At 72.4% G+C, this 20,704-nt stretch carries 24 protein-coding genes; 12 read left to right on the top strand and 12 right to left on the bottom strand.

What is annotated here, in order from left to right:
- Both ACIQWX_RS20210 and ACIQWX_RS20205 read right to left on the bottom strand, forming a co-directional pair.
- Positions 1-1,092 (bottom strand): FAD-dependent oxidoreductase, encoded by a 1,092-nt coding sequence (locus ACIQWX_RS20210; protein WP_400872901.1) that lies wholly within the window; start codon positions 1,090-1,092, stop codon positions 1-3.
- A complete protein-coding gene (locus tag ACIQWX_RS20205) occupies positions 1,089-1,778 on the bottom strand; it encodes a TetR/AcrR family transcriptional regulator (RefSeq protein ID WP_400872899.1) in 690 nt (229 codons plus the stop codon). Before ACIQWX_RS20205 ends, ACIQWX_RS20210 begins: the two co-directional genes overlap by 4 nt.
- Before the next feature lie 106 nt (positions 1,779-1,884).
- On the opposite strand from ACIQWX_RS20205, the gene ACIQWX_RS20200 reads away from it, so the two are divergent.
- The gene (locus ACIQWX_RS20200; protein ID WP_400872897.1) at positions 1,885-2,394 is read left to right on the top strand and encodes a hypothetical protein; all 510 of its coding nucleotides are present in this window, start codon (positions 1,885-1,887) and stop codon (positions 2,392-2,394) included.
- Between the two features lie 281 nt (positions 2,395-2,675).
- On the top strand, positions 2,676-3,104 hold the full coding sequence (locus tag ACIQWX_RS20195; protein WP_400872894.1) for a DoxX family protein: 429 nt from the start codon (positions 2,676-2,678) through the stop codon (positions 3,102-3,104).
- Here the strand turns inward: ACIQWX_RS20195 and ACIQWX_RS20190 are convergent.
- Positions 3,101-3,607, bottom strand: a complete 507-nt coding sequence (locus ACIQWX_RS20190; RefSeq protein ID WP_400872891.1) for a VOC family protein — start codon at positions 3,605-3,607, stop codon at positions 3,101-3,103. The genes ACIQWX_RS20195 and ACIQWX_RS20190 overlap by 4 nt on opposite strands.
- Before the next feature lie 34 nt (positions 3,608-3,641).
- A complete protein-coding gene (locus ACIQWX_RS20185) occupies positions 3,642-4,127 on the bottom strand; it encodes a TetR family transcriptional regulator (RefSeq protein ID WP_400872889.1) in 486 nt (161 codons plus the stop codon).
- Between the two features lie 444 nt (positions 4,128-4,571).
- Between ACIQWX_RS20185 and ACIQWX_RS20180 the strand changes: the two genes are divergently transcribed.
- Both ACIQWX_RS20180 and ACIQWX_RS20175 read left to right on the top strand, forming a co-directional pair.
- Complete coding sequence (locus tag ACIQWX_RS20180; RefSeq protein ID WP_400872886.1) at positions 4,572-5,441, top strand: alpha/beta fold hydrolase; 870 nt, start codon at positions 4,572-4,574, stop codon at positions 5,439-5,441.
- A gap of 4 nt (positions 5,442-5,445) precedes the next feature.
- Complete coding sequence (locus ACIQWX_RS20175; RefSeq protein WP_400872883.1) at positions 5,446-6,036, top strand: TetR/AcrR family transcriptional regulator; 591 nt, start codon at positions 5,446-5,448, stop codon at positions 6,034-6,036.
- Here ACIQWX_RS20175 and ACIQWX_RS20170 read toward each other — a convergent pair.
- Both ACIQWX_RS20170 and ACIQWX_RS20165 read right to left on the bottom strand, forming a co-directional pair.
- Positions 6,033-6,575 carry a dihydrofolate reductase family protein gene (locus ACIQWX_RS20170; protein WP_400872880.1) on the bottom strand — a complete coding sequence of 181 codons (543 nt, stop codon included), beginning with the start codon at positions 6,573-6,575 and terminating at the stop codon, positions 6,033-6,035. The two genes, ACIQWX_RS20175 and ACIQWX_RS20170, sit on opposite strands and share 4 nt — an antisense overlap.
- Positions 6,576-6,677: 102 nt before the next feature.
- Complete coding sequence (locus ACIQWX_RS20165; protein WP_400872877.1) at positions 6,678-7,799, bottom strand: S1 family peptidase; 1,122 nt, start codon at positions 7,797-7,799, stop codon at positions 6,678-6,680.
- Between the two features lie 374 nt (positions 7,800-8,173).
- Between ACIQWX_RS20165 and ACIQWX_RS20160 the strand changes: the two genes are divergently transcribed.
- Positions 8,174-9,253 (top strand): mandelate racemase/muconate lactonizing enzyme family protein, encoded by a 1,080-nt coding sequence (locus ACIQWX_RS20160; RefSeq protein WP_400872874.1) that lies wholly within the window; start codon positions 8,174-8,176, stop codon positions 9,251-9,253.
- A 60-nt stretch (positions 9,254-9,313) separates the two neighbouring features.
- Here ACIQWX_RS20160 and ACIQWX_RS20155 read toward each other — a convergent pair whose 3' ends face one another.
- The 5 genes from ACIQWX_RS20155 to ACIQWX_RS20135 all read right to left on the bottom strand — a co-directional run bounded on the left by ACIQWX_RS20155 (position 9,314) and on the right by ACIQWX_RS20135 (position 14,197).
- Entirely contained in the window at positions 9,314-9,610 is a 297-nt protein-coding gene (locus tag ACIQWX_RS20155; RefSeq protein WP_400872871.1) for a hypothetical protein, read from the bottom strand.
- Between the two features lie 200 nt (positions 9,611-9,810).
- The gene (locus ACIQWX_RS20150; protein WP_400872868.1) at positions 9,811-11,004 is read right to left on the bottom strand and encodes a GGDEF domain-containing protein; all 1,194 of its coding nucleotides are present in this window, start codon (positions 11,002-11,004) and stop codon (positions 9,811-9,813) included.
- A 110-nt stretch (positions 11,005-11,114) separates the two neighbouring features.
- Positions 11,115-12,785: a sulfatase-like hydrolase/transferase gene (locus ACIQWX_RS20145; protein WP_400872865.1), complete on the bottom strand. Its 1,671-nt coding sequence runs from the start codon at positions 12,783-12,785 to the stop codon at positions 11,115-11,117.
- Between the two features lie 93 nt (positions 12,786-12,878).
- The gene (locus ACIQWX_RS20140; RefSeq protein WP_400872862.1) at positions 12,879-13,280 is read right to left on the bottom strand and encodes a PPOX class F420-dependent oxidoreductase; all 402 of its coding nucleotides are present in this window, start codon (positions 13,278-13,280) and stop codon (positions 12,879-12,881) included.
- On the bottom strand, positions 13,277-14,197 hold the full coding sequence (locus ACIQWX_RS20135) for an NmrA family NAD(P)-binding protein (RefSeq protein ID WP_400872859.1): 921 nt from the start codon (positions 14,195-14,197) through the stop codon (positions 13,277-13,279). The genes ACIQWX_RS20140 and ACIQWX_RS20135 overlap by 4 nt, the downstream gene beginning before the upstream one ends.
- Before the next feature lie 203 nt (positions 14,198-14,400).
- Here ACIQWX_RS20135 and ACIQWX_RS20130 point away from each other — a divergent pair, with 203 nt between their 5' ends.
- The 7 genes from ACIQWX_RS20130 (at position 14,401) to ACIQWX_RS20100 (ending at position 19,897) form a co-directional block, all read left to right on the top strand.
- Complete coding sequence (locus ACIQWX_RS20130; protein ID WP_086679365.1) at positions 14,401-14,595, top strand: antitoxin; 195 nt, start codon at positions 14,401-14,403, stop codon at positions 14,593-14,595.
- Between the two features lie 133 nt (positions 14,596-14,728).
- Complete coding sequence (locus ACIQWX_RS20125; RefSeq protein WP_400872856.1) at positions 14,729-15,898, top strand: VanZ family protein; 1,170 nt, start codon at positions 14,729-14,731, stop codon at positions 15,896-15,898.
- A 101-nt stretch (positions 15,899-15,999) separates the two neighbouring features.
- Entirely contained in the window at positions 16,000-16,386 is a 387-nt protein-coding gene (locus ACIQWX_RS20120; RefSeq protein WP_400872853.1) for an STAS domain-containing protein, read from the top strand.
- Positions 16,387-16,478: 92 nt separating this feature from the next.
- On the top strand, positions 16,479-16,874 hold the full coding sequence (locus ACIQWX_RS20115) for an ATP-binding protein (RefSeq protein WP_400872851.1): 396 nt from the start codon (positions 16,479-16,481) through the stop codon (positions 16,872-16,874).
- A complete protein-coding gene (locus tag ACIQWX_RS20110; RefSeq protein WP_400872848.1) occupies positions 16,867-18,486 on the top strand; it encodes a PP2C family protein-serine/threonine phosphatase in 1,620 nt (539 codons plus the stop codon). Before ACIQWX_RS20115 ends, ACIQWX_RS20110 begins: the two co-directional genes overlap by 8 nt.
- A complete protein-coding gene (locus ACIQWX_RS20105) occupies positions 18,483-19,553 on the top strand; it encodes a B12-binding domain-containing protein (protein WP_400872845.1) in 1,071 nt (356 codons plus the stop codon). The genes ACIQWX_RS20110 and ACIQWX_RS20105 overlap by 4 nt, the downstream gene beginning before the upstream one ends.
- Positions 19,550-19,897, top strand: coding sequence for an STAS domain-containing protein (locus ACIQWX_RS20100; RefSeq protein WP_400872842.1), 348 nt, complete (start codon positions 19,550-19,552; stop codon positions 19,895-19,897). Before ACIQWX_RS20105 ends, ACIQWX_RS20100 begins: the two co-directional genes overlap by 4 nt.
- On the opposite strand, the gene ACIQWX_RS20095 is transcribed toward ACIQWX_RS20100, so the two are convergent.
- The gene (locus ACIQWX_RS20095; protein WP_400872839.1) at positions 19,874-20,680 is read right to left on the bottom strand and encodes an MBL fold metallo-hydrolase; all 807 of its coding nucleotides are present in this window, start codon (positions 20,678-20,680) and stop codon (positions 19,874-19,876) included. The two genes, ACIQWX_RS20100 and ACIQWX_RS20095, sit on opposite strands and share 24 nt — an antisense overlap.
- Between the last annotated feature and the right edge of the window lie 24 nt (positions 20,681-20,704).

Here is a 20,704-nt window from a genome sequence, read left to right as displayed (position 1 = left end):
TCAGGAGTGGGCGAGCATCTGGTCGACCATCGCGGCGGGCGCGTCCGGCCGGAAGCAGGCTTCGAGGTTGTCGGCGGAGTCCCGGGCGGCTTCTTCCGCCCGCGGGAAGAGCGCGGCTTCGTAGGCTGAGAGAGCGCTTTCGACGTCGTCGTGCGCGGCGAGCGCGAGGGCCAGCTCGGTGGCGTCGAGCATGGCGAGGTTCGCGCCTTCGCCCGCGAACGGCGACATCACGTGCGCGGCGTCGCCGAGCAGGGTCACCCCGGGCACCCGGGCCCAGCGGTGGCCGACCGGCAGGGCGTGGATCGGCCGCGGGATCAAGGGGTCGTCGCTGTCTTCGAGCAGGGCGCGCAGTTCCGGGGCGAACCCGGCGAAGACGTCGAGGAGGCGCTCACGGTCCAGCTCCGTGACCGCCGCCGGGTCGTCGTTCCTGACCGCGGCGTACACGCGGATCCGGCCGCCGCCGTTGCGCTGGGCGATCAGGCCGAGTCCGCCGGCCAGCGCGAACATCGAGCCCGGCCCGACGAGCGCGGCCGAGGCCGGGTGTCTGGTGTCCACATCGGACAGATGCGCCTCCACGAACGACAGTCCGGAGTAGACGGGCACCGCGTCCGACAGCAGCGGCCGGACTTTCGACCAGGCACCGTCCGCGCCGACGACCAGATCGGCCTCGACGACCTCACCGGTGGCGAGGGTGAGCCGACCGGCGTCCACTGTGGTCACTTTCGTGCCCCAGCGGACGACGCCGTCCGGCAGCGACTCGACCAGGATCCGCTTGAGCGCGCCGCGATCGACCTCGGGCCGCGTGCCGCCGGCGGCGTCGGCCGTCTCCTCGAACCGGACGACGCCGTGGCGGTCGAGGATGCGCAGCGCCTCGCCCTCTTCCCGCGCGATGGCGCGGAACTGCCCGGTCAGGCCGGCTTCGGCGAGGGCGCGCTGCCCGGATTCTTCGTGCAGGTCGAGCGTGCCGCCCTGGTCGCGGGCGGTCGGGGACGCGTCGAGTTCGCAGACGGTCGCCGCGATCCCGCGGGTGTGCAGGACGCGGGCCAGCGTGAGGCCGCCGAGGCCGCCGCCGACGATGGCGATCCGGGTCATCGGGTCTCCTCGGGTCCGGGGCGCGGGGTGGCGAGCGCGCCGTTGAGCAGCGCGTCGAACGCCCACCGGGCGCGGGTGGGGCCGGGGCCGGCCACCAGGTCGGTGGCCAGCGCGGCGATGTGCGGGTGGGTGTCCGGCGAAGCGGTGGCCACGGACTCGACCATGACCTCGTGTTCGCGAGCGGCCCCGGGCTTCTCCCGGCGGCTGCCGTGCTCGACGGCGGTCGCGGTGGCGGTCAGCAGCAGCACGTCGACCGCCCAGGCGGCCTGCCCCGGCGCCATGCCGCCCTCGTCGAGCAGCGCGAGCACGGCCTCGACGAGGGTCAGGTAGTGCGGCCCGCTCAGCCGGGTCACCAGCGCGACGCGCGCCAGGCTGGGGTGCGCGAACAGGACCGACCGGTAGGAGCCGAGCACCGCCCAGAGCCGGTCGCGCCAGTCGCCGGTGCCGTCGAGGTGGACTTCGGCGAGCAGTTCGTCGAGCACCGCGGCGTGCAGTTCTTCGGTGTCTTTGACGTACACGTAGAGAGACGCGGCGCCGGTGTCGAGTTCCTTGGCGAGCCGGCGCATGGTGACGCGCTCGACGCCTTCGGCCCGCATCACCTCGACGGCCGTCGCCACGATGCCTTCGCGGGTCAGCGCCGGCTTCGCCGGACGCTCCCGGCGGTTGTAGGTGCTTTCCGGGGTCATGCCTCCACTGTAGCGAACATGTTCGTGACGAACATGTTCGTGCGACTCGCGTCACAACCCTGCGAGTCGTTCGCGCGTGTACCCGGCGACACCGGGGGAGGAAGTCATGGACCCACTCGACAACGATGAACAGCTGCTGTGGTCAGGCCGGCCGGAGCGCCCGCAACGCTGGTTCCCCGAGCACTTCATCATGCTGTTCGGCACGCTCGCGCTGGTCGGCATCCTGGGAACGTGGGTCGCGATCCACGACTCGCCCGAGGCGTTCTTCGCGTTGTTCACGGGGTTGCCCGGCTTCCTGGTCATCACGCACGCGCAGCTGCAGAGACGCCGTTCCCGCACCTACGCGACGACGTACCTCGTGACCGACCAGCGGATCATCTTCGCAACCCGATGGCAGAGCGGCGTCGAGTACCGGTGGGTGCGGTTCAGCCGGCTCGGCCCGCCCCGGGTCAAGGTGGACGAACACGGCATCGGGACGATCACCTTCGGCAAGAGCGGCCGGCAGCCGGACCCCCACACGCGGGCGTCGTTCGCACCGGACCTGCGCGCGATCGCGGACGCGCGACGGGTGGCCGGGCTGATCGCCGGAGCCCAGCACGGCCCGCCGCGCAGTTAATCGAAAAGAATCGGAAATAATCGCGAAACCCGGACCACACATCAAACTGGTCTGGACCAGTCGGCGAAGATCACCCATCCGGCGGTTTCCCGTTCTACCACAAGGCGACACAGAGGTCCAGACCACTGCGTCAACCCCCATTCCGCATTTTGTTCGGAAAACCGGTTAAGCAACTTTCGGGGGGTGTGTCACCTTCTCACGGGCGGTATATCTGATTCCACCGAATCCGCACCGGCCGGCCCCACCCACCGGCCGGCTCGATGCCGCCCACGGAGGCGCCCGTGCACCGCTTGGACCCGGCCCGCGACCACGTCATCGGGCTCTACCGGATCGTCATCGGCTTCCTGTTCGCCTGCCACGGCGTGAAAACGCTCTTCGGCGTGCTCGGCGCGAAGGCGCCCGCCGCCGTCGGGGCGTGGCCCGGCTGGTGGGCCGCCGTCATCCAGCTCGTCTGCGGTGCGCTGATCTGCCTCGGCCTCGGAACCCGCGCGGCCGCGGTGCTCGGCTCCGGCTCGATGGCCTTCGCCTACTTCACCGTGCACCTGCCGGACGGCCTGCTGCCGATCCAGAACGGCGGCGAGGCCTCGACCCTGTTCTGCTGGGGACTGCTGATCGTGGCGTTCGTCGGCCCGGGCCGCTTCGCACTGGGCAACCTGCCGGCACTGCACCGGACCCCGTCGGAGCCGGCGCGAACCCGCGTAACGGCCTAAGGGCGCGAGATCCCGACGCCGCTGCGCGCGTCGGGGCCGTACTTGGCCAGCTCCCGCGCGAGGTCGAGCGCGCCGCTGCTCGCGCGGTCCTCTTCGGTCAGCAGGTCGCGCGGGATGATCCAGACCACCTCGAACTCGAGCCCGCTGGGATCCTTGGCGTACAACGACTTCGTGGTGCCGTGGTCGGACGAGCCGACCAGCGCGCCGGCGTCGGCGAGGCGGCCGGCGAGCCGCTCGAGGTCGCCGAGCGTGTCGACCTCCCACGCCAGGTGGTACAGCCCGACCGAGGTCTCCCCCGCGCCCGAGTCCGCGGCGTGCGAACCCAGCTCGAACAGGCCAAGGTCGTGGTCGTTGGTCGAACCGGGCGCCCGCAGGAAGGCCGCGCCGCGGTGGACGTCGCCACCCTCGACGTAGTCGAAGCCCAGCACGTCCCGGTAGAACGCGACGCTCTCCGCGAGGTTCCGGACGTACAGCACCGCGTGGTTCAGACGGAAGATCGACATCGACGGCCCCCGCGCACGGAAATCGGTTGAAGTTTCAACTCAAAGGTAGCACGAAGGACGCCGTCCAGAGCCGGCCGAGCCAGGCCGCGTACCGCTCGTCCGACCACCCGAGCCCCTCGACGAGCTGGTGCCACAGCGTCCCGTCCGTCGTGGCGAACAGCACGTCACGGCACTCTTCCTCGGCGACGGCCAGCTGCCCGGTGGCCGCGGCTTCGCGCGCGTGCCCGCCCATGCTCTCCAGCCGCTGCCGGTCGATCTCGGCGAGCATCGCCACCGCCGCGGGGTCGCTCGCCGCCGCGCCGCGCACCGCGAGGTGCAGCCGCGCGGTCCGGCGCATGGCGGCGGTGTTGAAGACCGCGAACGCGGTGAGCCGGGCCGAGTAGACGGTCTCCGGCGCGACCCCCGGCTCGGCGGCAACGTCCGCGATGGTCGTCCGGCCGTAACCCTTCGTGACGAACAGGTCGTGCGCGGCCGTCAGCACGTGTACCGCCGCGAAGAGGGCGGGTGGATGATCGTCCACCGCCACGGCAACCGGCCGCCGGGCGAACCCGCGCCGGTCAACTCTCGGTAGACCCGGTGACCGACCGGGCGACAAACCTTCGACACCGCATCGAGGCCCTGGTCAGACCCGCCGGCGATTCGTAGGGTGGTTGCACCGCAGGACACCGTGTCAGCTGTCCCGCGGGCGGTGATGCCCCCGGATCCGACCTTTCCCCGAAGCCAAGTCCCGGGGCATCACCGCGGCCACCGCCTTATGGCCCGCCGAGCCGCCAGGCGCGAGGCGCGAGGCCGAGTGAAGCCGCCAGCCCATGGGCCGGGTGAAGCCGCGGCGGTTCCGGGGCGCCCGCCGCCGAGCCGGGCGCCTTCTGTCAAGCGGCAAGCAGCCCCGCAGCAGCCATGCCCACCTTTCCTGCATCATCCCGACCTCATTTACATACATACACCATGTATGTACTCTCGCCGCATGACGACACGCAGCGAATCCCTGGGCCAAGAGCGCCGCGTCCGGCTACCAGCCGGCGAGGTGCGCTACTTCGAACGGGGCCGAGGCGCCCCGGTGGTCTTCATCCACGGCGTCCTCACCAACGCCGAACTCTGGCGGAAGGTCGTCCCCGACGTCGCCGCCGCGCACTTCCGTTGCCTCGCCCCGGATCTGCCCCTCGGCTCGCACGACCTGCCCATGCGCGCCGGCGCCGACCTCTCCCCCGCCGGCAACGCCGACCTCATCGCGGACTTCCTCGACGCCCTCGATCTGCGGGACGTCACGCTCGTCGCGAACGACACCGGCGGCGCGCTCACGCAGATCATGCTCAGCCGTCGCCCGGAACGCGTCGGGCGCGTCGTGCTCACGCCGTCGGACTGCTTCGAGTACTTCTTCCCGCCCATCTTCAAAGCACTGCCGCCGGTCGCGAAGATCCCCGGGTCGATGGCGGTGCTCGGGCAGCTCCTGCGCATCCGGGCGCTGTACCCCCTGCCGCTGCTCTTCGGCTGGGTGACCAAGCGGCCGCTGCCGGACGACGTCGCGCAGGCCTACCTCGGGCAGCTGCGGAAATCGGCCGGGGTGCGCCGGGACCTGCGCAAGCTGCTGCGGGACGTGCACCCGCGGCACACCCTCGCCGCCGCCGAGGCGCTGCGGACCTTCGACCGGCCCGTGCTGCTCGCCTGGGCCACCGAAGACAAGCTGTTCCCGATCCGGCTGGCCCACCGGCTCGCGGCCCTGCTGCCGGACGCCAAGCTCGTCGAGATCGCCGACGCCTACACGTTCGTCTCCGAAGACCAGCCCGCCGCGCTGGCCGGGCACATCGTCGAGTTCGCGGGCGTCATGGCAGATTAGGCGGGTGCGACGTACCCAGCAGGACCGTTCCGCCGGCACCAAGGCCGCGCTGGTCGCCGCCGCGCGGGAACTGTTCGCCGCCCGCGGTTACCAGGCCGTGCCGGCGGACGAGATCACCCGCGCCGCCGGCGTCACCCGCGGCGCGCTCTACCACCACTACGCCGACAAGCAGGGCCTGTTCCGCGCCGTCGTCGAAGAGCTGGAACGCGAACTGACCGAAGAGGTCCGGGCCGCGTTCGCCGGCGGCGCGGACCCGCTGACCGGCATGCTGCAGGGCCTCGGCGTCTTCCTCGACGCGTGCCTGCGCGAGGAGGTCCGCCGCATCTCGCTCACCGACGCGCCCGCCGTGCTCGGCTGGGACGTCTGGCGCGAGATCGAGGCGGAGTACGGCCTCGGCCTGATCGTTTCCGTGCTGGAGCAGGCCAGGGCGGACGGGCTGATCGTGGAACTGCCCGTCCGGGCCCTGGCGCAACTGGTGCTCAGCGCGGTGATGGAAGCGGCCAGGATGATCGCCGCGGCGGACGACCCCGCGCGGACCCGCGCCGAGGTCCAGCAGGTCCTCGGCGGCTGGCTCGCGAGTCTCCTGCGGACCTAGCGCGGCCGGTAGGTGCCGAGGATCGCGGCCCCGACCTGGGTGGTCGACACGAGGTCGAGGTCCGCAGGCGCTTCGAAGAGCCGCCGGCCCGCGCCCACGACGCTCGGGAACACGAGCAGCCGGTACTCGTCGACCAGCCCGCGCCGGCCGAGCTCCTGGGCGATCCCGACCGACCCGATGACGATCACGTCGCCCTCGTTCTTCTCGACTTCGGCGACGAGATCTCCTTGCAGCACCGAGGAGTTCTGCCACGCCGAGACGTCTTCGAGGGTGCGCGAAGCGACCAGCTTCGTGGCGTTGTTGAGCCGGACGGAGAACTCGTCCGTGCGGCCGGGCCAGAGCTTCGAGAAGAGCTCCCAGGTCGTCCGGCCGAGCAGCAGCGTCCCGGTCTCCAGGAGCGTCCCGAGCCGGAACTTGTCCCCGGCGACGGCCTCCGGCCCGTGCCGGAAGGCCCAGCCGCCGGTGGCGGTGCCACCCGAGCCGTCCGGGTCCTCGACGACGCCGTCCAGGGTGAGGAACTCGGCGACGATCACGCTCATGACTGCTCCCGGTGGTCTCCGCCGCGCCCCGGTGGCGCGGCCTCACCGGTACCTACCGGCGGCGGCCGCCGGATTCATCGGCCGCCGCCGGATCGGTTTCCGCTACGCCGTGACGAGGGACAGGCCGTAGGTCTGCAGGATCTCGTTCACCGGCTGGAACCACGTCTCGCCACCGGAGCTGCAATTGCCCCAGCCACCGGAGGTGACACCCTGGGCCTGGTCGCCCGTGATGAACGAGCCGCCCGAGTCGCCCGGTTCGGCGCAGACGTTGGTGCGGGTCATCTGGTAGACGGCGCCCTGGGAGTAGTTGACCGTCTCGTTGAGCCCTTCGACGACTCCGCAGTGCCAGTGCGTCGTCGAGCCCGAGCGGCACACCGACGTGCCGACCGGCGCGACCCACGAGCCGCGGACGAGCGCGTCGCTCACCGTGCCCCAGCCGAGCACGACCGGGGCGGTCCACCAGCCGTTGCCGATGCGGATGAACGAGTAGTCGTTGCCGGGGAAGGAAGAGCCGGCGAAGCTGCCCATGGCCGAGCCGTCCCAGCCGACCACCGAGCTGCCGGTGCCGCCGCAGTGGCCGGCGCTGACGAAGCCGCCCTGCACGGAGAAGCCGATCGAGCAGCGGGTGTTGCCGTTGATGTAGTACGGGTCGCCGCCGACGGTGCCGGCCGAGAACGGCTCGGCGGCGGGAGCGGTCGCGACGGTGACCGGGCCGGCTTCGCGCGCTTTCGCGACGAAGGCATCGACGTCGGCGCCGTGCGCGCCCGGCCGCAGCGTGACGACGACGCTGCCGGCGCGCGGGTCGGTGCGCCAGCCGCTGACGGCCGCCGGGGCGGGTTTCGCCTTGGCGGAAGCGTCGATCGCGGCTTTCGCGGCGTCCAGCTTGGCGGCGCTGACCTTCGCCGGCGCGGCTTCGGCACCGGCCTGCCGGACGGCGTCGGCCGCGGCCGGGTCGGTCACGCCGACGACGAGCTTGCCGAGCGCGGGGTTGAACCAGGCACCGCCGAACGCGGCCCCGGCGGCCCGCTGGGCGGCCGGCATGACCCGCGCGGCGGTCACTTCCTGGCCGAGACGGGTTTCGGCCTGGGTGGCGGTCAGGCCGAAGTCCCGTTGCATGGCGGCGATCAGCCCGGGTGACGCGACGGCCGGGCTGAGGGAGGACGACGCCAGGGACGCGGTCAGGACGGCGACGCCGCCGAGGGTGAGGGCGATTCTTCGACGCATGAGGTCTCCTTCGTGGCAGGGGGAAAGAAACACACCGTGCGCCGAGTGTGCGGCCGGTCACGGGAGTGGTCCAGAAATGTCCGGTCTTCTGTCCGCAATTCGCGGAGGCGAACGACTGTCCAATGCAGACACTTAGCCTGAACACGTTGCAGTGAAGTAGTTTTCGGCGCGCGAAAGAAGCGCGATCCGGTGTCACCCGTCCGCACCGACGAAGGTCTGGACCAAGTACAGCACGCGGGTGCGGGCGGTGGCGGGAACAAGAGTCTGCGGGGCAGCAGGCTTGCATGACCGTCCCCGGACCACTGGACCGTTGACAGTCCACACCCACGCGGGCACGATCGTATTTCCTATAGGATTCACCGGCAGGGGGACCGTTGACCGTCGTAACGCACGCCGAAGCCTTTCTCGTCGACGTCGAGGTCGAGCGAACCCGGACCGACGCCGTGCAGGCGTTCACTTCGCAAGAGACCGTCTTCGTCGAGCTGACCACCGCCGACGGGAACACCGGGCTCGGCTACTCCTACACGATCGGCACCGGCGGCAGCTCCGTCGTCGCCCTGCTGCGCGACCACCTGCTCCCCCGGCTCGCCGGCCGGGATTCGCGGCTGGTCGAAGGGCTTTGGCGGGACCTCTTCGCGAGCACGCGCGCGACGACCGTCGGCGCCATCACCTCACTCGCCCTCGCCGCCGTCGACACCGCGTTGTGGGACCTCAAGTGCCGGCGGGCCGGGGAACCCCTGTGGCGCGTCGCCGGCGGGTTCCGGCCGCGCGTTCCCCTCTACGACACCGAAGGCGGCTGGCTGCACCTGAGCACCGAAGAGCTCGTCGCCGGCGCGAAAGCCGCGGCGGCCGCCGGCTGGGGCGGGGCCAAGGTGAAGATCGGCAAGCCCGACGACCTCGAGCGGCTCACCGCGGTCCGCGCGGCCGTCGGCCCGCGGTTCGACGTGATGGTGGACGCGAACCAGTCGATGACGGCCGCCGAGGCCGTCCGGCGGGCGGCCGCCTTCGCCCCGCTCGACCTGTGCTGGCTCGAGGAACCGCTGCCGGCCGACGACGTGAGCGGGCACGCCCGGCTCGCCGCCGCGACCGCGATCCCGGTCGCCGTCGGCGAGTCGCTGTACTCGGTCGCGCAGTTCCGCGACTACCTCCACCGCGGCGCCGCGGCGATCGTGCAGCCCGACGTCGCCCGGGTCGGCGGCATCACCCCGTGGCTCAAGGTCGCGCACCTGGCCGAAGCGTTCAACGTCGACGTCTGCCCGCACTTCCTGATGGAACTGCACGTGAGCCTGGCGGCGGCCGTGCCGAACGGCCGGTACGTCGAGCACATCCCGCAGCTGCGCGCCATCACGCGGACCGAACTGACCGTCGAAAACGGGCACGCGGTGCCCCCGGGAACACCCGGGCTCGGAATCGACTGGGACCGCGACGCGATGGACGACCGCCGCACGTCGTGAAACGCGGACACGACACCGCCCGGCCACCCCGGAACGGGTGGCCGGACGGTTCTGCGGAAATCAGATTTCGTCGACCTGGTAGGTCACCACCCGCGCCGGGACCAGCAGCGCACCCGAGCATTCCGCAACCGCCGGCCCGAAACCGTACGGCACGAAATCACCGGCCGCGAACCAGAACGCGCCACCGTTGGCGCAGTGCGCGATCACGCGGTACCCGTACCCCTCGCCGGGGAAGCAGCTGACCGCAACGCCCTGGCCGAAGAGGGTTCCGTAGCGCTCGCCGAAACAGCCGGGTGGCGCGAATTCGCCACCGGCGGCGGCCGCGGGCACGACCGACAACCCGAAAAGCGAAAACACAGCGACTCCGAGAACCGCCCATTTCCTTCGCATGAAAACTCCTCAGCGCGGAGAGACCCGACGTTGTGAAGCGTAGGAGCGCGGAAGAATTACCGGCAATTCATCGGGCCAGTGAATACGGGTGCAGCGGAACGTCACCGCGCTGCTCCATCCGGGCTAGCCCGCGACCCGGGACGGATGGCGGAGGGGCACGCGATTCCTCAACGGCTGACGCAGACGCGGTCGCGGCCGGCGTTCTTCGCCGCGTAAACGGCCTTGTCCGCGGCGCCGAGCACCTCGTCCACCGCGCGGCCCGCGGCCGGGTGCACCGCCACCCCGATCGACACCGAGAGCCCGGCGATCCGCGTCCCGTCCGCGGCCACGACGGTCAGCGCCGCCACCGCGTCGCGGATCCGCTCGGCGACCGCGACCGAGTGGACGCGCCCGATGCCGGGCAGCAGCACGACGAACTCCTCCCCGCCGAACCGGCCGACCGAGTCGTAGACCCGCACCTCGGCCCGGACGGCACCGGCGACCGCACGCAGGACGTCGTCGCCCGCCAGGTGCCCGTACGTGTCGTTGACCCGCTTGAAGTGGTCGAGGTCGAGCATCAGGATCCCGCAGTCAGCCCCAGCGCGCGCCGCCCGGCTCAGCTCGGCCTCGGCCCGCGCCCGCCACTCGGCGCTGGTCAGCAGCCCGGTCTTGGGGTCGCGTGCCTGCAGCTCCAGCCGCCGCCCGAGCTCGCCGCGGTGCAGCAGCACCACCGGCAGCACCAGCAGCGGGACCAGCCACGGCGTCGACGGCAGCAGCGCGGCCGCCACCACGCCGAGGCACAGCGTCGCCGCGTCGAGCAGGTTCTCCGACACCGACCCCGCGAACGAGAAGAACGGGCGGCCCGGCTCGTGGAGCTTGAACCCGACCATCACCAGCAGCGTGTTGACCAGCGACAACGTCAACCCGGACGCGATCGGCCCGGCGACGTCGGCGACGGCTCCCGCGGCGAAGACGGTGACCACGAGCGTCGCGGCCGAGCACGTCGCCCGGTACAGCCGGGTGCCCGGCACCCCGCCCGCCGTGCGCAGCCAGAGGTGCCCGTAGACGAGCACCGCAAGGACGGCGGCCAAGACCGGTGGCATCACGAGCGCCCCGGCGAAGTACCACACCGACGCCACGCTGACGTGCGGGTTCCGGGACAGGAACCGGCGCATCCGCTCGGCCTTCGCCGACAGCTCGGTCTGCACGACCGCCGAGGCGAGCAGGACAGCGAAGAACAGCCACTCCCGTGGCGCCGGCTTCGTCGCGGGCACGGCCAGGACCAGCAGCGCGACGGCACCGACCTCGACCGCGACGTAGTACGGCACGACTCCGGGCGGCACGCCCCGGTACGCGAAACGACTCTCCCCTTGCTGATCCACTTACCCTCCCGTGTCCGTGGATCGGCCGGGCTCCCCCGCCCGGCGGTCCCAGGATAGGCGCACCGGGCGCGTCCCCGGAAGCCACCGGAGGGAGTGTCCTCAGTGGACGGTCAGCGGGCGAACGCGGTCAGGAAGCGGTCGCGGAAGGAGTCCATCTTCCAGACCGGCGCCTGCGCGGCGGGGTGCAGGCCGTCCGTCCAGCCCCAGCCGGAGATCCGGTCCAGCACCTTCGGGTCCTTGGCCACGATCGTGATCGGCACGTCGTGCACCGCGCCCTGCGGGGTGACTACCGGCGGCTGGTGGTCGCCGAGGAACACCAGGACCGTGTTCTCGTCGCCGTAGTGCTGCATGAACGAGATCAGGGTCTTGAGCGAGTAGTCGGTGGCGTCGCGGTAGGCGTCGCGGATCTTCGCCGGGTCCTTCCAGACCGACTCCGGTGCCTCGCCCGCGCCCGGCTGCGGCGCGAAGACCGAGCCGTCGCCGACCTGGTTCCAGTCCACCAGCCAGGGCCGCGGCGACCACGGCGCGTGGCTGGAGACGAGGTCGACCTCGGCCATCACCGGCTTGTCCGCGCTCTTCGCGAGCTCGTTGCGCTGCAGCATCGAAAGCGTGTACTGGTCGGGCATGGTGGCGTAGGCGTACCCGGGCCCCCGGTACCCGATGTTCCGGAAGTCGTAGTAGGCGTCCGGGTGGTAGAACCGCTGTCCCTCCGGCCAGTCCTTCGTGTGCGCGGGGACGTCCCAGACCGTCTTCCAACCCGCCTTCTGGAACGCGCCGCCGAGGGTCAGCCGGTCGCTGTCGAGGAGGTTGTTGTACCGCTGCTGGTTGTCGATCCACATGCCGGACTCGACGGTGGAGTGGGCGAGCCAGCTGCCGCCGCCGAACGTCGAGGAGGACAGGAACGCGCTCTTGGCACCGATCCCCGCGGCCTTCAGCTCGGCGGTGCCCGTGTCGAGGGTCGCGCCGATCTTCGGCGCGAACCCCGGGTCGTCGAGCGCGATCCGGCCGTAGCTCTCGACGAACGTCAAGATCACGTTCTTGCCGCGCAGCCCGTTCAGCAGCTGGCCGCCGGGGGTGTTGCGGAACGCGTCCTCGGCGGCCAGCTCGCCGAACGGCCGCTGTTCCCGAAGGTCCGTGCTCACCTGGCGCAGGTCGCCGTAGGCCAGCGCGGCGGCGCTCTGCGAGGCGACCGGCTGGCCCGGCGCGATCTCGACGTCGAACAGCGAGCAGACGATCCAGATCACGCCGAGCACGGCCACCACGCGCGTCGCGCCGGTCCGGCGCCCCGCCGCGATCCGGCTCAGCCGCAGCATCGCCAGCACCATGAGCACCACGACGGCGACCGCGAGCACCCCGGCGCCGACGAGCGCGGCCATCGCACCGGCTTCGCCGATCTGCCCGGCGAGGAACTCGACCCCGGCACTGAAGAAGCTCCAGTCGTAAACCGGGTCGAACGGCTTCTCCAGCGTCGCGTAGAAGCCCGTGTCCAGCGCCTTCAGCACGACCAGCAGGCCGAGCGCCAGCCCGGCGAGCACCGCGCCGACCCGCCGTGGCCGCGGCGGCAGGACCAGCAGGAACGCCGCGAGGACGATTCCCTCGACCGGCACCCGCACCAGCGCTTCGGCGGAGAACGACGTCAGGTCGTCCGGGGAGAGCAGCGCGAACAGCACGAGCAGCGCGGCTAGAGCGGTCACGACCAGCCCGGCGACGGCGTGCCGCCGCCCGGTCCGGGGCAACCCGAAGTCGGGCAGCGGTGCGGCTTGAACGGGCTTTCCGAGCATGCGGGCCTCACGTCGATCGCGGCGGTGACCGCCCGGCCCGTGCGGCGGGACCGGCGATCCTCACCCGGTATACGGGTTCGGGCCCCGTGCGGTTCAAGCGGCATCCACCGGCGGCCAGTCGTACAGCTTTTCCGGGACGATCCGGACGATCAGCCGCTGCGCGTCCGGTTCCGGCGGCGGCGTCTGCCCGCCCATGTACCGGTCGTACATTTCGTGCAGCAGCACCTTTTCCGGGTCGTCGGTGATCTCGACGGTGCCCCGGATCTCGGCCCACCGGCCGGGGTTGCTCGACACCAGCAGGCTGACCCGCGGGTCGCGTTCCATGTTGCGGGTCTTCAGCCGCCCCCTGATGGTGCTGAAGACGACGGTGTCGCCGTCGCGCTTTACGAAGATCACCGACGACTGCGGCCGCCCGTCGGCGTTCGGGGTGGCGAGCACCGCCGTGTGCGGGCCGTCGAGCACTTCGCGGGCGGCTTCGGTCAGGGGCACGGTCATCGGGACGTCCTTCCGGCGGTTTCGGACAGCCACTGCCGGAAGGTCAGCAGGCCGGGGTGGAGCTCGCGGACGGCGGCGGGATCGCGCGCTCCCGCGTATGCGGTTTCGAAGTCCTGGGTGAAGCGGAACATGTTGCCTAATTCGGTGGGGAACGCCGTCGTGGGAACGTCCTGGAACCGCACCGGTTCGCCGAGGAATTCGGCGAACGCGGCCGCGAGTTCCGCGCCGGTGAGGTTTTCGCCGGTGACGCTCACCGTTTTCCCCGCCAGTTCCAGGTGCCGCAGGATCGCGTGGGCGCAGCGGCCGATGTCCGCCACCGCGATACCGGGCAGCCGGGCGGACCCCAGCGGCAGCGCCAGCGTGCGGACGCCGTCGTCGCCGCGGGCCGGACCGTCGCCGTTCTCGTCGAGGAGGTTCTCCCAGTAGAACGCTGTGCGCAGGAACGTGGTCCGCGCGGGGTCGAACTCCGCGTCGGCGGCGCCCTTGGCGTCGTAGTGCGGGACGACGTAACCCCCGGGCAGCGGCGGCATCCGGTCGTCGCCGGGCCGGACGAACGTCCGGGTGTCTTCGAACGTCGACCACACGACGTGCGCGACCCCGGCCCGGCGCGCCGCCGCGGCCATCGTGGCGGCGTGGGCGGTTTCCCGCTCCGGCGGGTGTTCCTGGGCGGCAGTGACACAGAAGGCGCCGTACGCGCCGGTGAAAGCCGCCTCGACGGACGTGGGGTCGTCGAGGTCGGCGGTCACGACTTCGACGCCCGGGCCGGCCAGTTCCTTCGCGCGCGGCGAACCCGCGTCGCGCGTGATGGCCCGGACGGTGAAGTCACGTTCTGCGGCGATCGAGCGGACCACGCCGCCGCCCTGCCGCCCGGTGGCGCCGACGACGGCGACCACGCGTTTGCTCGAGGAAGTGCTCATGCCCGTACCGACCCGGGCGGTGCGGGAAAGGAATCGGCCGCTACCCGAAGTCGCCGTCGCCAAACTCCGACGACGGGCTTTCACCCGGGAAAGGGGCGGTAATACCCCCGACAGGTGAGTGCGCACGGCCATTCGGTTGCGGGCCGGCCGGGCCGGTGTTCTCCTCGGGGTGTCCGAAGATCGGATTCCGAACGGAGGCACCGATGAACCTGTTCGACAAGGCCAAGGAAGCGCTCGGCAAGCACCCGGACCAGGCCGACCAGGGTGTGGACAAGGCCGCCGACGCCGCCAAGCAGCGGTTCGGCGAGCACTCCGACAAGATCGACCAGGGCACGGAGAAGGTGAAGGACTACCTGCACAACCAGGGCGGCGGACAGCAGGACGCGCCCCCGCAGTGAGCCCCGCCGGCCGTCGCCGCCGTGCCGCTCCCGGCGCGGCGGCGGGCCGGCCGGAGCCGGGGTCCGGTGAGCCTGCCCAGCCTTCCGGGGGAAAGACGCTTCGCTCCCCGCCCGGCTGGGTACCACCGGCTCCGTGGTCGCCACCTACCTCGTCCCCGTCCGGACGGCCCTCATCCTCTTCCCGTTCCTCGTGCTGGCCGTCATGCTGCCCGCCGCGTTCGTCAGCTACCGGCGGCGCGGGCGCGCCGGCGGGTGGCCGACCTTCGTCTTCTACGCCTTCCTCTTCTACCTCCTGGCGATCGCGACGCAGACCGTGCTGCCGCTGCCCGCCGACCCCGCCTACTGCGCCGGGCACACCTACGCCAGTTCTCCGCAGTTGCGGCCTTTCTACTTCGTCGAAGTCGTCTCCCAACGCGCTCGCGGGCACTGGAGCCCCGGCGCGCTGCTGCACAACCCGGCGGTCTGGACCACCGCGCTGAACGTCGTGATGCTCGCGCCGCTGGGGTTCTACGTCCGCTACGCGCAGCGGATGCGGCTCGTGCCCGCGGCGCTGATCGGCTTCGGCGTCTCGCTCTTCTTCGAGCTGACGCAGCTGACCGGCCTGTGGTTCGTCTACCCCTGCCCGTACCGGCTCTTCAGCGTCGACGACCTGATCCTCAACACCGCCGGCGTCGTCGTGGGCTGGCTGATCGCCGGTCCGCTCGGCCGGCTGCTGCCCTCGCCGACGCCGGAGCACGACCGGCGCCGCTACGCCGCGAAGGTCACCTTCACCCGGCGGCTCTTCGCGCTGGCCACCGACCTGCTCGGGTTCGCCGCGCTGCTCGGGTTCCTGTTCGGCCTGCTCACGCTGTTCGGCGAGGACCTGACCCACCGCGACACGCCGGTCGTCATCCTCGCTCTCGTCTGGTTCGTGGTGCTGCCCGCCGTGACCGGCTCGACGCCCGGGAAGCGGGCGATGCTGCTGCGCGTGGTGCGCCGGGGACGGCGCCGGGCCGGGCCGATCGCGCTGCTCGTCCGCAACGGTGTCCTGCTCTCGCCCCTGTGGCTCGGCTGGCTGGTGCTGGACCTGGACCACTGGGACCTCGGCAACCACCCCGAGCGGCTGCTCCTGCCGGTCGCGCTCGCCGCGTCGGTGTTCGTCGTGGGCGTCTGGACGCCGCTGGCCGTGCTGCTCGACAGCGAGCACCGGGCGCCCTACGAACGGCTCACCCGCACGGTGAACACGGCCATCGTGCCGGACGTCCCGGAGCCGGCAACGGCCCCCGAGCAGGCCCAACGGGAGGAAGTCCTTAAAGGACGGTGACGGGGACGCCGGGCTGCCCGGGATCGGCGGCTTTGGTAGATTGCGTCGGGAGCAGGTTGAGCCGCCAGCCCGCGTTCCCCATTCCCCATCCTGGAGCCCGTATGACGACCGACGCAACGCGGCCCCGGCAGCGGTGTTCCGGTGACGGCTGGTCGCTCGACGTCGGCGAAGGCGGGGACCTGCGGATCTTCACCCTCCGTGGCGAGTTCGACTTCGCGGTTTCGGCCAAGCTGGCCGAAGCGTTCCCGGACGAACCGGGTGCCGACCGCGTCGTGCTGGACATGGCCGAAGTCGAGTACTGCGACTCCAGCTGCCTGCAGGTCCTGCTGCGGCTGGGCAGCAGGTTGCGCGAGGCGGGCGGCCGGCTGGCCGTCGTGACGACCGTTCCGGCCGTGCTCCGGCCGATCGAGCTGCTCCGCCTCGGCGACGTCATGCCGGTGCACCCGAGCGTCGCCGCGGTCCGCGCTTCGTGGGGCGAAGAAGCATGACCTCCTCCGATACCCGTGTCGGCGGGCCCGGATCCGGGCATGAAGAAGGGGAGGGCTTCTCCCCGGAGCCCGGCACGGACAGGGAGGCGGACGTGAACCTGAGAGCGATCCGGCACGAGCTCGGCATCACCGCCGAGCTCACCGAGCTGGCGAAGGTCCGGCACTGGGTCCGCACCGTCCTGCGGGAGTTCCCGGCGAACGTCGTCAGCACCGCCGTCATGGTGGTCGACGAGCTGACTTCGAACGCGCTGCGCCACGGCCGCGCGCCCTACCACGTGCGCCTGCTGCCCGGTGCCGCGAAGCTGCGGATCGAGGTCGACGACGGCGGGGGCGAGCCCGCGCGCCGGCGGGCGCCGTCCGACCAGGGCGGCCGCGGGCTGCTGCTGGTGGAGCGCTGCGCGGCGGCCTGGGGCCAGCTGCGCCGGCCCAGCGGCAAGACCCTGTGGGCCGAGCTGACCACCGACGACCCTGCGGGTGCGCGTGGCTGACCCGGCGCGCACCGCGCCGGTCGTCCCGGACACCGGCGACCGCGGCTGGGCGGCCGCGCCCGTGGCCGCGGTCTGCGCCGACACCGCCGGGACCGTCCTCGCGCTCAACGAGGCCGCCCGCACGCTCTTCCCGGGGATCGAGCGGCTCTCCGAGACCGGGATGGACTGGCTGGTGGCCGCGCACGACCGCCGTGGCGACGAGGTCGTCCGCGGCGCGCTCGGCGAGCAGTCCTTCGCGGCCCACCCGATCCCGCACGGCGAGGCCGTCACGTGGTGGCTGGTCGACGAAACCGACACCCGCCTGGCCCAGGACGCCCTGGTCCGCGAGCAGGAGCGCACCGCGTTCCTCAGCGACGCCTCCGCCGCGCTGCTCGGCTCGCTCAACCTGGAGCGCTGCATGGAGGTCGCCGCCCGGCTCGCCGCGCAGCACCTCGCCGACGCCGCCCTGGTGCTGGCGCCCGCGACCGGCGGGACCTACCCCGGCGTCACCTGCGTGCGCGGCGGGGAGCCGACGCGGTCGGGGCTGGAGATCGACCCCGACGAGCTGCCCGGCCTCGGCGAAGCGCTGCAGGGCTTCCCTCCGGTGCCCTCGCGCTGGCTCGACCCGGACGCGGCACCCGGCTGGGTGCTCCCGGCGGGCTTCGGCCCGGTCGGCTCCATCGTCGTCACGCCGCTGCCCGGCCACGGCGTTCCCGCCGGCGCGCTGGTGCTGCTGCGCCGCGGCGACCGCGCGTCGTTCACCGACCAGGAAGAGCTCTTCGCCCGGCTGTTCGCGGCGCGGGCCGGTGCGGCCATGTCGGCGGCGCGCGTGTTCGCGCTGCAGGCGTCGATCACCGACACGCTGATGCGCGAACTGCTCCCGCCGACGCTCGAGCAGCTCGGCGGCGTCGAGTTCGCCGGCCGCTACCGCCCGGCCCGCGACGGCGAGCGGATCGGCGGCGACTTCTACGACGTGCACTCGGCCATCACCGCCGAGGGCGACGAGTCGCTGGCCGTGCTCGGCGACGTCTGCGGCAAGGGCCTCGACGCGGCCGTGCTGACCGGCAAGATCCGCACCACGCTGCGCGCGCTGCTGCACATGGCCGACGACCACGAGCGGCTCCTGAACCTGCTGAACCGCACGCTCGCCGACGGCCGGAACGCCCGGTTCGTCACGCTCGTGCTCGCCTCCGCGCGTCGCGAAGGCGCCACCGTCCGGCTGCGGGTCACCTGCGCCGGTCACCCGCCGCCCCTGATCGTCCGGGCCGACGGCCGGGTCGAGGAGGCCGACACCCACGGGAGCCTGATCGGCGTGCTGCCCGAGATCGAGTCGTCCGGCACGGACATCACGCTCGACCCCGGCGAGACGTGCCTGCTCTACACCGACGGGATCGTCGAGGCGCGCGGCGGCCCGCTCGGGGACGCGATGTTCGGCGAGGACCGGCTCCGGCAGTCGCTCACCGAGTGCGCGAACATGCCCGCCGACGCCGTCGTCGAGCGGATCCAGATGCTCGCGTCGCAGTGGATCGGCCGCGGCGCCCACGACGACATGGCCGTCCTGGCGATCACCGCGCCGCGCGGCCAGCACCTGGCCGCGGTCGGCGGCCACGGTCGCGGGAGGTACACGGCATGAGCACCCCCACCCGCACGCCCGGGGTGGCCGAGCACGCCGAACGGCTCTGGGACGCCGTCACGACGGGCGACGAGTACGCGGCCGGTGACATCGTGGTCCAGGCGCTCGGCGACGGCGCCGACCCGGAGAGCCTGCTGCTCGACGTGATCGGCGCGGTGCAGCGCAAGGTCGGCCAGGAGTGGGCGGCCAACCGCCTCACCGTGGCGCAGGAGCACGCCGCGACCGCGATCAACGACCGCGTCATCGCGACCTTCGGGTACGTGCTCAAGCGGCCGGACCCGCACCTCGGCCGGGTGACCGTCGCCTGCGTGGACGGCGAGTGGCACGCGATGCCCGCCCGGCTGCTCGCCGAGGTCCTGCGCCTGCGCGGCTTCCGCGTCGACTACCTCGGCGCGCAGGTGCCCGCCCCGCACCTGGTCGCCCACCTGCACCGCACCGGGCCGGACGCGGTCGCGTTGTCCGGGTCGATCGCGACCCGGCTGCCGACCGCGCACGCCACGATCACCGCGTGCCAGGCGGCCGCGACCCCGGTCATCGCCGGCGGCGCCGCGTTCGGCCCCGACGGCCGGTACGCCCGGCTGCTCGGCGCCGAGGCGTGGGCACCGGACGCGCGTTCGGCGGCCGACCGGCTGGCCGAACCGCTCCCCCGCCCGCACGCCGGGCACCAGCCCCTCGACGACCTGCCGCACCTGGCCGACCAGGAGTACACGCTGGTCACGCGCAGCGCCGGCCGGCTCGTCAAGGCGGTGCTGGCCGGCCTGGAAGAGCGCATCCCGGCGATGCGGACCTACACCGACCTGCAGCGCCAGCACACCGCCGAGGACATCGCGCACATCGTCGAGTTCCTGGCGACCGCTCTCTACGTCGGCGACGAGGAGCTGTTCACCGGCTTCTTGAGCTGGACCGCCGGCATCCTCACCGCGCGCGGCGTCCCGGCCGCCTCGCTGGTTCCCGCCCTCGACCTGCTCGAGGCGGAGCTGCGCGACTTCCCGCGGGCCGCCGGCCTGCTCCGCGCGGCACGCACGCACGTGGCGGGCCCGGCCGCCGGATCGGGGCTCTCGGCATGACGTTGACCTGCACGTGGACCGCGCCGGACGGCGAAACGGCCCGCGTCGCGATCACCGGCGAGCTGGAGTTCGGCACGGCGGGCGCGCTGCTGCAGCTGGTCACCGACCGGCTGGCCGGCCACGCGGGCGTCCGGGACGTGCGGCTCGACTGCGCCGAGGTCGCCTTCTGCGACTCCTCCGGGTTGTCCACCCTGCTGCTGGTGCACCGCGCGGTCACGGGCGCGGGTGCCCGGCTGCACCTGGACAACCGCCCGCCGTCGCTCGACCGGCTGCTGGCGTTGACGGGCACGACGGCCCACCTCACGGGCGAAGCCGCCGACTCACGCGCCCGCCGCGACTCGTAGGCGGTCCAGCTCCCACGGGTCGTGGGCGCTGAACACCGTCACCTCGCCGCCGTGCCGCCGGACGAGTTCGCGCAGCCGGGCCTGCGTGCCCAGGCGCAGGTCGTGGTGGATCTCCGAGCGCGTCTGGACGACGTCGAGGACCGGGTGCGGCTCGGGCACGGCGTCGAGCTCCCGGTGGTAGTAGTAGGCGTCGCCGCAGTGCAGGAGCCAGCGGGCGCCGTCGTGGACCGCGACTCCGGCGTGGCCCGCGGTGTGGCCGCCGAGCGGGACCAGCCGGATGTCGGCGTCGATCCCCCGCAGCGGGATCGACGCGAAGCCGAACCAGTCGTCCCCCGACGGCTGCTCGTAGGTCTCCCACTTCGGCCCGTGCGCCCAGTGGGCGGGCCGGTAGCGGAAGCTCGGCGCCTCGGCCAGCGCCGCGTCCCGTTCGGCGGCGAGGACGTGGACCCGCGCGTCCGGGAAGTCGGGCAGGCCGCCGCAGTGGTCGACGTCGAGGTGCGTGACGACGACGTGCCGCACGTCTTCGGGGGCGAAGCCGAGCCGGACGACCTGGCGGACGGCGGTTTCGGCTTCGGACAGCAGCGGCTGGGCCATGGTGACCCAGTCGGCGCCCAGCGTGGCGGCGGGGTCGCGGACGTCGTCGAGGCCCAGGCCGGTTTCGACGAGCACGAGACCATCGTGGTCGGTTTCGGCGAGCAGGCAGTGGTTGACCGCGGGCGCGGGCGCCAGGCCGGGGGCTTCGATCTGCCGCACGGACCCGCAGTTGAGGTGGTGGATCTTCATGCCGACGATCGTCCGACTTGAACT

It is taken from the genome of Amycolatopsis sp. NPDC098790 (genome assembly GCF_044759945.1).
GTDB lineage: Bacteria > Actinomycetota > Actinomycetes > Mycobacteriales > Pseudonocardiaceae > Amycolatopsis.
Note: the sequence above shows the minus strand (reverse complement) of the source record. Positions and strands in the feature narration are given on the sequence as shown.

What these genes read in the sequence shown, in the direction of transcription:
- ACIQWX_RS20200 (WP_400872897.1), top strand. Translation starts at nt 1,885, where the DNA reads ATGGACCCACTCGACAACGATGAACAGCTGCTGTGGTCAGGCCGGCCG.
- ACIQWX_RS20210 (WP_400872901.1), bottom strand. Translation starts at nt 1,092, where the DNA reads ATGACCCGGATCGCCATCGTCGGCGGCGGCCTCGGCGGCCTCACGCTG.
- ACIQWX_RS20140 (WP_400872862.1), bottom strand. Translation starts at nt 13,280, where the DNA reads ATGACCGTGCCCCTGACCGAAGCCGCCCGCGAAGTGCTCGACGGCCCG.
- ACIQWX_RS20190 (WP_400872891.1), bottom strand. Translation starts at nt 3,607, where the DNA reads ATGTCGATCTTCCGTCTGAACCACGCGGTGCTGTACGTCCGGAACCTC.
- ACIQWX_RS20170 (WP_400872880.1), bottom strand. Translation starts at nt 6,575, where the DNA reads ATGAGCGTGATCGTCGCCGAGTTCCTCACCCTGGACGGCGTCGTCGAG.
- ACIQWX_RS20120 (WP_400872853.1), top strand. Translation starts at nt 16,000, where the DNA reads ATGACGACCGACGCAACGCGGCCCCGGCAGCGGTGTTCCGGTGACGGC.
- ACIQWX_RS20180 (WP_400872886.1), top strand. Translation starts at nt 4,572, where the DNA reads ATGACGACACGCAGCGAATCCCTGGGCCAAGAGCGCCGCGTCCGGCTA.
- ACIQWX_RS20095 (WP_400872839.1), bottom strand. Translation starts at nt 20,680, where the DNA reads ATGAAGATCCACCACCTCAACTGCGGGTCCGTGCGGCAGATCGAAGCC.
- ACIQWX_RS20100 (WP_400872842.1), top strand. Translation starts at nt 19,550, where the DNA reads ATGACGTTGACCTGCACGTGGACCGCGCCGGACGGCGAAACGGCCCGC.
- ACIQWX_RS20130 (WP_086679365.1), top strand. Translation starts at nt 14,401, where the DNA reads ATGAACCTGTTCGACAAGGCCAAGGAAGCGCTCGGCAAGCACCCGGAC.
- ACIQWX_RS20135 (WP_400872859.1), bottom strand. Translation starts at nt 14,197, where the DNA reads ATGAGCACTTCCTCGAGCAAACGCGTGGTCGCCGTCGTCGGCGCCACC.
- ACIQWX_RS20105 (WP_400872845.1), top strand. Translation starts at nt 18,483, where the DNA reads ATGAGCACCCCCACCCGCACGCCCGGGGTGGCCGAGCACGCCGAACGG.
- ACIQWX_RS20205 (WP_400872899.1), bottom strand. Translation starts at nt 1,778, where the DNA reads ATGACCCCGGAAAGCACCTACAACCGCCGGGAGCGTCCGGCGAAGCCG.
- ACIQWX_RS20165 (WP_400872877.1), bottom strand. Translation starts at nt 7,799, where the DNA reads ATGCGTCGAAGAATCGCCCTCACCCTCGGCGGCGTCGCCGTCCTGACC.
- ACIQWX_RS20145 (WP_400872865.1), bottom strand. Translation starts at nt 12,785, where the DNA reads ATGCTCGGAAAGCCCGTTCAAGCCGCACCGCTGCCCGACTTCGGGTTG.